Below are 12,141 nucleotides of genomic sequence, written 5' to 3'. Positions count from 1 at the left end.
AGCAGATTAGAGCAACATCCGAGCACACGGCAATCCAAAGGAACCACGCACCGGCAATCGAAATATTTGAATAATCGAGCCGAGAACTCCTAACGGCTGCACCCCAAATAACTTGACAACGCCGTGTCAAGAGGGGCGATGCCGACGGACGATGCTGAAGGTCGCACGCTGATTCGTCAGCGCAGGTCCCGTCGTCGGAAAGCAAATAAACCCGTCGCTGTCAGCGCAGCTGCGATGAGCGTCAACCACACGAGAGGCATCAACTCGAACGGTGCGCCCGGCAGTCTCGGGGCGTGGGTGAACGGTTCGAGATCAAGTACCCATTGGGGGAGTCTCGCGAGCGAGCCGACCAGGAAGATGAAGAGAAATGCCACCAGGACGCCCCAGACGACCGGCGTGAACCTCGGAACTACGCCGAACAAGAAGACGGTGACTCCGGTGAGCACCCAGACCGCCGGCAGCTGCACAAGCGCAGCGCCGAGGACGGACGGCAGGGTACTTCCTATATCGCCGTTGGCAATTCCGTAGGTGCCTCCCGCCGTAAGTCCGGCGACCAGGAGAGCACTGGCGGGACCGAGCAGTGCAAACACGATGTGGCTCGACGCCCATCGGATTCGGCCCACCGCGCCGGCAGTTACCGGTTCGACGCGCTGGGCGGTCTCTTCGGAGTGCAGGCGCAGCGCCGCAGACACGGAGTATGCCGCGGCAGCTATCCCGAGCATGATGAAGGCGTAGCCGATGAAAGACTTTTCGAGAGACTGAGATCCGCCCATACGGGTGATGATGTCGCGGATTGCCTGGCTGTCTCCGATTTGTCCGCCGACGCTCGTTGCTGCACTGCCGATGAGTAGGCCGTACAACCCTAGCCCGATAGTCCAGGCTGCAAGTGTGCCGCGCTGCATTCGCAAGGCCAGCGCGAGAGTGCCTGCGAGACTGGAAGATGCGACCGCAGGACCTTCACGTTCTGCGATGAGCCCTCCGCCGACGTCGCGCCTGCGTAGGAGTGCGTAAGCCACCCAGGTAAGTACAGCTGCAGTGAGGAGGGTGGGTATGAGGACCCACCAGCGTTCGTCGGCGTAGGCGCGGATCTGCAATGACCAACCCAAGGGCGAGAACCAGGAGAGCGTCCCCGACCCGGCGTCCCCGATGGCACGAAGCGCAAACGCGGCACCGAGTACAGACATAGCGATGCCGCGGGCAACCCTGGCACTAGGAGTCAGTTGCGCCGCGACGGCGGCGGCAGCACTGAACACCAGCCCGGATCCGGCCAGCGCCGCCCCGAATGCAACTGAGCCGGCAACGGGTAGGTTTTGGGTGAGAAGTGATGCAGTACAGAGAATCCCGGTGACGACGGATGCCCCGCCGGCTAGAACCAACGCCGCAGTCAGGCTCGAATATCGCCCGACGGAGGTGGAATCCAGAAGTTCGGTCCGGCCATTCTCCTCTTCGGCGCGCGTATGGCGAATGACAGTGAGAATTGCCGCGACTGCGATCAGCGTCGAGTAGATTCCGGCCTTCCAGACTCCGACTGATCCCAGACTGGCGTTGAAGATCGGGCCGTACATCGCGATCTCGGCCGGACTGGCCGCAGTTGTGGCCGCGAAGGCAGCGAGTTGCTCTGGGGAAGTGTAGATGCCGGCGATGCTCGCCACGTACAACGCCGGCGCCGACGCGAAGATCAGAATCCACAAGGGGAGAGCTATGCGATCCCGGCGTAAATACAGGCGCACGAAATGAAGAGTCCCGGTGAAATGCGAGTTCGAGACGGGTTCGGGATCTCTGGATTTGGGACGCGAGATCATGGAGATGCTCATGCCTCCACCTGTTCTTTCCGATCTGGCTCCGTCGAACTCGCTTCATCGACCCCGTAATGGCGAAGGAAGAGTTCTTCGAGAGTGGGCGGCGCACTGACGAAGCTGCGCACGCCGGTATCGCCGAGAACTCGGATGAGCTCTCCGAGATGCTCACTGTCGACCTGACAATGCAACATCGATCCGTCGAGTTGGATGTCTGCGACCCCTCCGATTCGGCTGAGATCGCCGGGGTCCCCGAGGAGTTCGGCCGTGATGGAGGTGCGACTCAGATGCCGCATGGACTCGAGTGTTCCGGATTCGACGGTTTTCCCGGACCTGATGATAGTGACGTGTTCGCAGAGCGCCTCTACTTCGGAGAGGATGTGGCTGGACAGGAGGACGCTCACTCCGCGGCCGCTGGCTTCGGCGACGCACTCGCGAAACACCTTTTCCATCAGAGGATCCAAGCCGGATGTCGGTTCGTCGAGGAGGAGCAGGCGGGCGTTGGATGAGAGCGCTGAAATCAACGTGACTTTCTGACGATTTCCTTTGGAGTACGCGCGGCCTTTCTTTCGCGGGTCCAGGTCGAAACGCTCGATCAACTCCTTTTTGCGTGTGCTGTCCAACCCGCCTCGCATTCGCGCCAGTAGATCGATCGTTTCGCCGCCCGACAGCGATGGCCACAACGTCACGTCGCCCGGGACATACGCCATGTCGCGGTGTAGTTCGACGGCGTCTCGCCACGGGTTGCGCCCGAACACGGTAGCTTCGCCACTATCGGGATGCAGGCTCCCGAGCAGGACACGAAGAGTGGTGGATTTTCCGGCTCCGTTGGGTCCGAGGAATCCGTGAACCTGACCTTCGTCGACGGTGAGTTCGAGTCCGTTCAGCGCCCGCGTTCGCCCGAATGTCTTTACTAACTCGTGAACTTCGATGACCGCGCTCATGAATAGTCCTATTTCCATTTCGTGGAGTTTGTGGCTCCCTCTCGCCGCGGACGGAGTCTCTTTGCCGACGCTTCGACTTGAGGAGGTAGACGGCAAGTCTAGGAGCAGTTTGCACACGTGACTGTTAACCGCACCTGCATGGTTCGCCGGATGGAAGCGATTGGCGCGCGAGGACTTCCTTTTCTTGCGTCAGCCTCGCCGCTCGGCCATAAACGAGTGTGCATCCCCGGTGCGTCTCTTGTCCGGCCAGTCGAGGACTCGGCGGTGACTAGAGCCGAATCGAAAGCCAACGATCTGCGATTCGGGAGATGGTGTTCCTGTGCGCACTCCATGCAATCGACTCTCCTCCGGTGAGTGGGAGATATCCATAATTAGTGGGTTTGAGGCGGATAGGGGGTGAGGCGATGCTGTGAAATATTCGTCGTATCACGAATGAGAAAGCAGGATCCCCCCGACGATGAGGGCGCCGGGAATGCATGCGAAGACGAAGCCGAGTGCTGCGGTAATGACGGTGATCAAGCCGACGGTATTCTTCTGTTTCATCGGCTGGTCGGTTATGGGGGTAAGGGGCATAACCGAGGGAAGGACCCATGGGGTCCGGGCGGCGGCATGTTCAGAGTCGTGTCTTCAGAGTGTTGTGCCTGTCGCGTGACGATTTCCACCCGCTCACAGAGCGTTGTTGCTTGGCTAATTCGAGTGTGTGGCGCATCCGCCCTGCGGCTGTCCCATTTCCGAGGTGGATGCTCGAAATACTTTCTCAGATATAGGCAGACACCACGGACAAACACGAAAACAGCATGTGGATGTGAACGACTCGTCGATGTGTTCCAGTCTTCTCGCGCGATAGAGGATCTTCGTTCATTGACATTCGGAAGAGTTGGGGAGGTTGTTTTTGTGCTGGAGCACCCAGGCTGCGATGCTGGTGCGCGAGCTGTATCCGAGTTTGTTCCGTATGTGATCGACGTGGCCGTCGACGGTTCGCTGAGAAATGAACAGTTTTTTTGCAATTGCCCTGTTGGTCAATCCTTGCGCTAAGAGCTTGGCCACCTGCAGTTCCCGCGGAGTCAGCATGGCGTCGTCGGCCGTCGTTTTCTGTGCTCGATTGAGCGGCTGTTCCCTCAGTGCGCGAGCTATTGCGTCGTCGAGAGTCAGATTTTTGCCGTGATCGAAAGCAGTTTGGAAACCCTTGTCTCCGATCTTGTTACGGGCATCGATCGCTCCTGCTTCGTGGTACGGCACCATGCTCCCGAAGGTGGCCATGGGACTGCCCGTGGCAGTGAACAGTGTGTCGGCCGCGCCCATCAGTGTGGCTGTTAGGTTCGCGTCCTGGTCGACAAGCGTCCACGCGAGTTCCTCGAGGCACCATGCGCATCCGAACTGGTTGTCTAGCTTCTGCAGCAGTCGCAGGGAGTCCTCCAGTAGCTCGATGCCGCGAGTGCGGTCGCCGTGACGCCACAGCGCGGATCCGTAGTCCGACATCGTCATCGACCGCCACATGATTTCGCCGTGCGATTCGGAGATGGCCAATTCTTGTTCGTAGATGCCTGCGGCCCGATCAGTTTCGCCGAGTGCGTCGACGACGAATGCGAACCAGTAGAGCGCGGGGACCAGACGGGCGATGTCGTCGTTTGCCCGGAATGCTCCGACAGCCCGGTCGAGGTACTCGGCACCGCGCACCAGATCGCCGTCGGCGACCGCGACGAATCCGAGCGCGTACGTCGCCAGTACGCGCCCGTTGTCGTTGCGCTGTTTCTCGGCGTGGCGTCGAGCATCTTCGGTGAGGTTTGTCGCTGAGGCGATATCGCGTTGGAGGGCTGCCAGCAGGGCGCCGGTCACGGTGGCTTCGACTACCGCGTCACCGACGGTGCCTTCGATTCGAGCGGGCACCTTGGTCAGAGCACGGTCCAGCCAGTAGCGACCTTCGTTGAATCGACCACGCGTAAGCCAGTAATCATGCAGTGCACTTGCGGCATGCAGTGTGTCTTCGATCGAGTCAGGATCGGTCAGGCTGAACTCCAATGCACTGCGCACGTTGGGCAGATCGCGGTCGATCCGCGTCATCCAGTCGATTTGGTGCGGTCCGATCCAGTCCTTCTCGGCGCAGAAGATGAGCTCCCTGAACCAGGCACAGTGTCGGTGCTGCAGTGAGTCCCATTCGTCGTCCGGTAACAGGCCGCGTCCATAATCGCGAAGAGTCTCGAGTATGCGGTATCGGACGTACGGGCCGTCTTGTTCGCGGATGAGGATTGATTTGTCGACCAGGGACATCACAAGATCGTCCAGATCTTCGTTCTCGGGTTCCTCGGAGAAAATTCCCTCGACCGATTCGAGATCGAAGCTGCCCGTAAAAACGCTCAAGTGTGCCCACAATAACTGCTCCGACGGAGTACACAGATCGAAGCTCCAGTCGATACTCCGTGCAAGGGTCTGTTGCCGCTCCGGTGCGTTCCGGATGCCCCGCGTCAATAGCTGGAAACGGTCGTTGAGTCGTTGCAGGATCTGATCGACCGACATTGCCTTCAGACGAGCAGCTGCCAGCTCGATAGGCAGCGGCAGCCCCTCTAACCTGCGCACGATCTTTTCGACAACCGCACGGTTCTCGTTGGTGATCCGGAAACCCGTGACCGTGGACTGCGCCCGCTGCTCGAAGAGCATCATCGCGTCGCCATCACTGCTATCGGTGGGAAATGATGGCTTGGTGGGTAGCCTCATCGGCGGCACTCGTAACACCATCTCGCCGTGGATGCCAAGCGGTTCTCGACTGGTCGCCAGCACTGTCAGTCGAGCGCAGTAGCGAAGCAGTTCGGCGACGGCATCGGCGACGCACTCGATGAGGTGTTCGCAGTTGTCCAGAACCAACAGGATCCGGTCGTTGGCGAGTCGCTCGATCAGTACCGACCGTGGTGACCGTGTGGATCGGTCTTGTACTCCGAGCGCAGCCAGAATCGTCTGGTCGAGGAGTGCCGGCTCCTGCAGGTCGCTGAAGTCGACGAACCACACGCCCTCGGGGAACGCTCGGGTGGAATCATTGGCGACACGCAGAGCCAGCCGGGTCTTGCCGACCCCGCCCAGGCCCGTCAGAGTCACGAGGCGGTATTCCGACAGCAGACGGCGGACTTCTTTGGCTTCGGACCGTCGACCGACGAAACTGCTTAGTTCGATCGGTAGGTTTCCTCGTGTCGCCGCCATGTTTATCGTGCCGAATTGTCATGTGTAGGGGAAGCTTTACCCCCACAGTGTACGCGGAACGGTGTAGGCGGAATGTGCGGTCGCACCTCCCGCGATTTCTGAGTCGGCTGGACGAGATCCGCCGAGTTCGTTGTCCCGGTTCCGGCCGTTGTACTGATCTGGCGGATGCGTTCGCGGGTGTTTCGGTGAGTAGTGTCGGCGCAGAGCCACAGCTATGGAGTTCTGGGCAATGACGCCGTGCGTTGATGATTGTGGGAGGAAATCTGTCTCCTCGAAAACTACTGCCGCAGAGAATAATTGGATTTCAGGTGCGAGTCACACCAGTCGGTCGAGGAAGCTAGGGCTTCGGAGTCCTCCGACCTCAGGCACATCAGCTTGCGCGCCAGCTCTGCCCGCGATTACCTTTGTCCGTTCCGCAGAATAGGTTTAGTACCACCATCCACGCCGAAAGTGCCGAAAGTACGGCGAATCACCTCATGGATGTTGCGAGATTCTGACAGTCTCACCGACGACGAGCAGATCAGGCAAACCTCGCCAGCTGCCGACACCTCGAATCCACCGCAGCGCACGTCACATCGTTCGCGCATATTCTCGCCGAATACTTTGGGAAACAACTGAACTCGTGGATGTCTGCCTTCGTGGCAGATGACCCTCCGCGCTTGCATCGCTTCGTTCGAGGACTAGACACCGATCACGCCGCGGTTAGGAATGGACTAACTCTGTCGTACAGTTCCGGCGCTGTCGAAGGCGCGTCAATCGGATCAAGATGCTCAAACGGCAGATGTACGGACGTGCCGGATTCGACTTGCTCGACAAACGAATACTCCTCAGCGGCTGATACTTTCAAAATCAATCATGGAAAGTGGGCCAGAACCAGTTTTCGACCGTCGTTCACAGGGCAGGCTTGTGTGACGGTTACCCATGATTTCATGTAGCCGGAGCCGGTGCGATAAGGTCGGCGTCGATCGTTTTCTCTTGTTTCGAGAGCTAGACGCTGATCGGTGGTCACCCGCCGCAGCCCGCACCCGACCGTCGAGGTTCCCGACTCGCCCTGCGGCGCACGCGGTCGAAAGGCGGGTACATCGGGCTATCGGTCACCGGGTGGCAGGGTGGGTACTGCTCTCGGCGAGGTGGCGAATCGTGAGGAGCATTTTGCGGCTCATGACGAAGCTGACGGGTTCGATCAGAGTGGGACCGAAGGCGAGTCGACTGGACAGGCGTGGCCCGAACGCTCCGCGGCCCCGCTCGACCAATCGGGTACGTCGGTGATCGACACGGTGCAGGTGGAATGCCCAGATCTGTGAATCGTCGGTCTCCGGGAGAGCCCCGTGCAGGACCAGTCGGGAGTTCGGTTCGGTCATGACAACAGTCAGTGGGGGTGCCTGAGGGTGTAATCGGATCTGGTCGCCCACACCGATGTGTTGGTATTCCGGGACGAGGGTGTCGGAGTTGCGCACGTGGCAGCCGATGAGGTTTTCGAGTCCTTCGTAACTGTAGAAGCCGCCGCGCCCTTGGCCCAATTGGGCGATCCACGGCCACACCTTCTCCGGTGGTGCGTCGATCGTGATCGCATGGGTGTAGCCCCACCGGGCCTGCGGGACGAACTCGTCGCCGGGCAGCGTTGCCGCGGCCTCCGCGTCGGTGGCGCCCCACCCGGTGCGCCAACGGCGCAGGGGCTTCGTCAACGGCACGTGCACGGCGATGAGCACGGCTCCGGCGATCGCTTGCACGGTCGTTGCCGACGCGCGGCGTAAAATGGTGTGCATGGCGGGCTTCTCGGTCGTCGTCATGGCTCCTCATCTGGGGGCAGTCGGAGGTGGTCCCGTCGGCGACGGTGGTCGCGGTTCGCGCAGCTGTCTGCAACGAGACGGGGTGGCGTGCCCGTACGCGAACCAGTGATTGGCTCGGCGGCGGGTGGGACAGCCGCCTTAATGGCGACGGTGCCACCATGTCGAGTGTGAAGGGTCGCGCGCCTCCCCACCGGTTTTTCATCGTAAGGACGGTGATGAGCACCTCACATTCTGCTGCGGTCGCGCCGCTACGGACGCTCGTCGTGCGTGGGGCGCGTGAGCGTCTGGTCGGGCGAGCGCCGGGACGGGCTACGTACCGAAATGTACGTCGTGGATATAGCGGTGACCGACAGGATGAGGGCGATGAGAACGAGCGCGAGTGGCCAGTCCATGAGTATTCACTCCTTGAGGGTGCGCGCCGCGCGGTGGACGGCTCTATGCGGTTATCAGTTTCTTTTCGTAGGCGTTGTGCGCGGAGCAACACGAGAGCCACTGTGAACCGGTTGTTGTCGTTCCGTTCGGTGCAGGCGACGCCCGGGAGGATCGCGCGGATCCGGACGCGACGCCCAGACAGCCGATGACGAGCGCGATGTTGTTGCCGATTTTTGGGTACTCCCGTTTTCTCCGAGTTGGTCCGATACCAGTGTCGGCCGGCCCTCGGGGCTGCGGTGAGGGCCATATGTCACTAACTCCACCCCCGGCTGTCTCCTTACTGCTACGCGCCACTGCTGCACCACTAGTAGTGGGTGGGCGGGCACAATGGGCATCATGTCTGCAGAACCGGAGACGTTGCGGGTCGAGCTGGAAGAGGTCGGGGCGCGGCACTGGTGGGCTTCGCTGTTGGCGACCCTGGCCTCGCAGTCGGGGAACGCGTACATGCGGTTCGTCGGTGTCGTCGATGGCAGATCGCGGTATGTCAGTTCCACCTTTCCGGTCTCTCGCACGTTGGGAACCGTTGCGCCGCAGGAAGCGTGGGCTCCAGAGATGACAGCGTCCCTGGCCGAGCTTCGACGCAGCATCGAGGATGATGGTTGGCACCTGAGCGGCCGTGGACGGCAGCCGTGGTCTCTGATCTACCGACTTCACTGAGGCGAGTCGCAGGTCATCCGTGTGCTCGGATCAACGGATCATCAGGGGGTCGGTGGAACAAGGCTTCGGTCATCTCCGCGCGGAAGAACTCCCAGTCCGCGTTGTCGTGAGCTGCCTAACCAGCCCGTAGCTGCGCGGGAATGTTCATACCCGCGTCCATGCGCGCGGAATCGATGATGTCGGTGAACCGGTGGCGGCCGAACCCGGTGCCCGTCTGAGTTGCCTCACCGTTGTAGGCGCAGTCCGCGCAGGGTGCCGTCGTGAGGAACCTTCAGGTGGGCGGTCTTCTCTTGCCTGTCGACGGGTCGTACCCGTCGACAGGCAGTCCGCGATTTTAGCGGTGGCAGCCCAGATGAAGCCAGTGTCGGAGTCGGGTATCTGAGTCGCCGAAAAACGGACGCCACCTCCTAGACGGATCTGCCCGGATATGTGCAATTGCATCGACCGGGCTTCCCTCAAAGCGCGTGTGTGATCCAGCGGCGGGCAACGGGCGGAAGGTTTCCGAACGGTGCAGAGTACGGCGACTAAGGGTCGCAGGGCGGGAATACGGGCGAGGGCCTATGCACAGTTCCGGCTTCACCGATCACGGTCAGTTCCGGATCGGCGCTCAGCGATCCGCGGCACATGATCTCGTGGTCATCGGCGAGAAACTACGGTGGTCATGAGGCGAGTCAGTGTCAGCGTCCGTTGAAAACGACATCACGGGCGACGTCGCCGACGACGGGGTCGGGATCCGGCGACCGTGGCACGCAGCGGGCTGCGCAACCTCATCACCCGCACCGAACAGGCCGGTGGCATGCGCCGGAAGCCCGAGAGAGAGCGGTGGCACTCGCTGTCCTGGACCGTACCGCTACCGGCGCCGTAACTTCGCACCGTCCGGGACGGTAGTTCTGTCCCGGACGGGTTATCTCCGCCTGCCTCCCGGGTGGTCAACACGGCCGCACCCATTCCTAGCGCGCCCTGGCCGCGACAGTGGAAGCGACGGTGACATTCGCGGCCGTCGATAGGGGCCACCACACCGACTCGAAGAGAGTGGCGCGATGTCGGCGCAGATCGGTTAGTGGCTTAGTCACGGGTACACCGCTTGCGTTGTGCAGAGTTGTCCGGGTGCTTGTCGAGTGGTGTCCCGAATACATCGGAGGACGTATTCGGGACACCACCGCTGTTTCGTCAACCTCGGGTAGTGACCAATGGCCCTGACGGAGCGTCTCGCCTGACACCACAGTGGTGTCAGGACAAACGATTTCGGAGGCTGGCGTGAGACCTGGAAGAATCGTTGCGCTCGTCATCGGGTGCCTGTGTGCTGTGGTCGGGTTCGCCCTTCTAGGTGCTTCCGTGTTCCTCGGGTGGGCGTACTTCACACAGAACGACAACGGCTATTTCACCTCGCCCACCCAGAGGTATCAGTCCGCGGCGAATGCCCTGGTGTCGCAGCGGATCGATCTTTTCGAGGAAGCAAACTTTCCCCAGGGCTTCAGCACCGAGGACCTCGGTCGGGTGATGCTGCGCGTCACCTCGGACCTGTCGGACAAGGAAATCTTCGTCGGAATCGGCCCGCGCGAGGCGGTGGAAGGCTATCTCTCCGGTGTCGCGCGCAGCGAGGTGACAGAAATTGAATTCGACCCCTTCCAGCCGAGTTACCGTCAGATCCCCGGTGACCGAAATCCGAAAAATCCAGCGGTTCAGTCTTTTTGGGACGTCTCGTCCGCTGGTTCCGGAACCCAGGAGGTGGAATGGGATCTTCAGCGCGGGTCTTGGACCGCTGTCGTGATGAACGCCGACGGCAGTCCCAACGTCGCTGTCGACGTCCAGGCCGGGGTGCGGCTCGAGGTCCTCGGACCTCTAGCATTCGGTGTACTCATCGCTGCTGTGGTGATGCTCGCAGTGGGCATTCCACTGGTTGTGGTGGGAGCGCTGGGGCTCGGCCGGCACGGTCCACCTCAACCGCACTGGCCGGCAGCGATGAGTGGACTCGGTGCGGGCTATGTCCCCACCGCACCATCGACCGCCCACGCACCCACCCCGTCCGCGCCCTATGCCGCGCACCTGCGAGGCGACCTTGATCAACCGCTGTCGCGTTGGTTGTGGCTGGTCAAATGGTTGCTCGCGATTCCGCACTACTTTGTGTTGTTCTTCCTCGGTCTGGGATTCGTGGTAACAACAGTGGTGGCAGGATTCGCGATTGTGTTCACGGGCCGGTATCCGCGGGGGCTATTCGATTTCAACGTAGGAGTTCTGCGCTGGCTCTGGCGTGTGCAGTTCTACGCTTACTCCGCACTGGGCACCGATCGGTATCCGCCGTTCACACTGGCGCGCACCGATTACCCAGCTGACTTCGATGTCGAGTATCCCGAGACACTCTCCCGTGGGCTCGTTCTGGTGAAGTGGTGGCTGCTGGCCATACCGCACTACTTGATACTGGCCGTTCTCGCTGGCGGGTGGTTCGGCGGATGGCGCTTCGGAGTTACTAGTGGCGACGACAGAATCTCCGGACAGCCCTGGTTGTTCGGCTCGCTGCTCGGCGTTCTCATCCTGGTCGCGTCGATCATCATCCTGTTCACCGGCCGCTATCCGCGCCCGCTCTTCGACTTCATCATGGGTATCAACCGCTGGGTCTACCGTGTCATCGCCTACGTCGCGCTCATGCGCGACGAGTATCCACCCTTCCGATTCGACCAGGGACCACGCGAACCCCACGACCACACCGCTCCACGGGGCCGGGCGCCGGATGATCTGCCGGCCGCAGGTCACCCGCAGGGATCGACCTGATGACCACCTTGGTGAGCTACGCGACGGCGAAGGGTTCAATCCGAGAGTTAGTCGAGTGCATCGCTGCGCAGCTCGAATCCTTGGGTGAGACCGTGTACGTACTGTCGTTGTGCGCCGTCACCTCGGTGCAGGAATACGACGGAAGTGCCATCCACAGTGGTCAGTGGCTTCCCGAAGCTGCGGACGCCATCGAGCGGCTGCGCCCCCAACTCGCCGGCCGGTCCGTGTGGGCGTACTCCGTGTCGTCGGTGCGGGAACCAGACGATCCTATCGAACCGGGTGGAGTTGGTGTGGCTGTTGGTGGTTGGTGATCGTGTGGAGGAGTCGTCAGGCTCGTTCGATGATGTGGTGGAGCGGTAGCTGTACTGAATCCGGACCTATATCCATGTCGTGAAGGTGCGGAGTTGCTTGTGCCATGTGGGGCTTTGGGGGTTGTGTTCGTCGTTGTGATGCATTGCTACCGAGGGGGAGGTGTCGAGTTCCGCAGGTGCAGGTTCGCTTATTGCTCTGTGGATTCGGCTTGTTCCCAACGGCAGTGGTTCCTGCGGTAATTGTCACGCAACC

The 12,141-nt window shown here is 61.1% G+C and carries 9 protein-coding genes; 3 read left to right on the top strand and 6 right to left on the bottom strand.

Features of this window, described 5'->3' with window-relative positions:
- Positions 1-176 precede the first annotated feature (176 nt).
- The 5 genes from R4P64_RS29270 to R4P64_RS29250 form a co-directional block, all read right to left on the bottom strand.
- A complete protein-coding gene (locus tag R4P64_RS29270; protein WP_317823670.1) occupies positions 177-1,814 on the bottom strand; it encodes an ABC transporter permease in 1,638 nt (545 codons plus the stop codon).
- Positions 1,811-2,740 carry an ABC transporter ATP-binding protein gene (locus R4P64_RS29265; RefSeq protein WP_317823669.1) on the bottom strand — a complete coding sequence of 310 codons (930 nt, stop codon included), beginning with the start codon at positions 2,738-2,740 and terminating at the stop codon, positions 1,811-1,813. Before R4P64_RS29265 ends, R4P64_RS29270 begins: the two co-directional genes overlap by 4 nt.
- 858 nt (positions 2,741-3,598) lie before the next feature.
- The gene (locus R4P64_RS29260; protein WP_317823668.1) at positions 3,599-5,929 is read right to left on the bottom strand and encodes a LuxR C-terminal-related transcriptional regulator; all 2,331 of its coding nucleotides are present in this window, start codon (positions 5,927-5,929) and stop codon (positions 3,599-3,601) included.
- A gap of 1,094 nt (positions 5,930-7,023) precedes the next feature.
- Complete coding sequence (locus tag R4P64_RS29255) at positions 7,024-7,719, bottom strand: hypothetical protein (protein WP_317823667.1); 696 nt, start codon at positions 7,717-7,719, stop codon at positions 7,024-7,026.
- Positions 7,720-7,967: 248 nt separating this feature from the next.
- The gene (locus R4P64_RS29250) at positions 7,968-8,111 is read right to left on the bottom strand and encodes a hypothetical protein (protein WP_317823666.1); all 144 of its coding nucleotides are present in this window, start codon (positions 8,109-8,111) and stop codon (positions 7,968-7,970) included.
- 376 nt (positions 8,112-8,487) lie between these two features.
- Between R4P64_RS29250 and R4P64_RS29245 the strand changes: the two genes are divergently transcribed.
- Complete coding sequence (locus R4P64_RS29245) at positions 8,488-8,808, top strand: hypothetical protein (RefSeq protein WP_317823665.1); 321 nt, start codon at positions 8,488-8,490, stop codon at positions 8,806-8,808.
- Between the two features lie 950 nt (positions 8,809-9,758).
- On the opposite strand, the gene R4P64_RS29240 is transcribed toward R4P64_RS29245, so the two are convergent.
- Complete coding sequence (locus tag R4P64_RS29240) at positions 9,759-9,881, bottom strand: hypothetical protein (protein ID WP_317823663.1); 123 nt, start codon at positions 9,879-9,881, stop codon at positions 9,759-9,761.
- Positions 9,882-10,065: 184 nt separating this feature from the next.
- On the opposite strand from R4P64_RS29240, the gene R4P64_RS29235 reads away from it, so the two are divergent.
- Together R4P64_RS29235 and R4P64_RS29230 are read left to right on the top strand one after the other, a co-directional pair.
- Positions 10,066-11,577, top strand: coding sequence for a DUF4389 domain-containing protein (locus R4P64_RS29235; protein ID WP_317823662.1), 1,512 nt, complete (start codon positions 10,066-10,068; stop codon positions 11,575-11,577).
- Positions 11,577-11,888: a flavodoxin domain-containing protein gene (locus R4P64_RS29230; protein ID WP_317823661.1), complete on the top strand. Its 312-nt coding sequence runs from the start codon at positions 11,577-11,579 to the stop codon at positions 11,886-11,888. The genes R4P64_RS29235 and R4P64_RS29230 overlap by 1 nt, the downstream gene beginning before the upstream one ends.
- Positions 11,889-12,141 lie beyond the last annotated feature (253 nt).

The sequence above is a fragment of the Rhodococcus sp. IEGM 1366 genome, from assembly GCF_033142425.1.
GTDB lineage: Bacteria > Actinomycetota > Actinomycetes > Mycobacteriales > Mycobacteriaceae > Rhodococcus_F > Rhodococcus_F globerula.
Note: the sequence above shows the minus strand (reverse complement) of the source record. Positions and strands in the feature narration are given on the sequence as shown.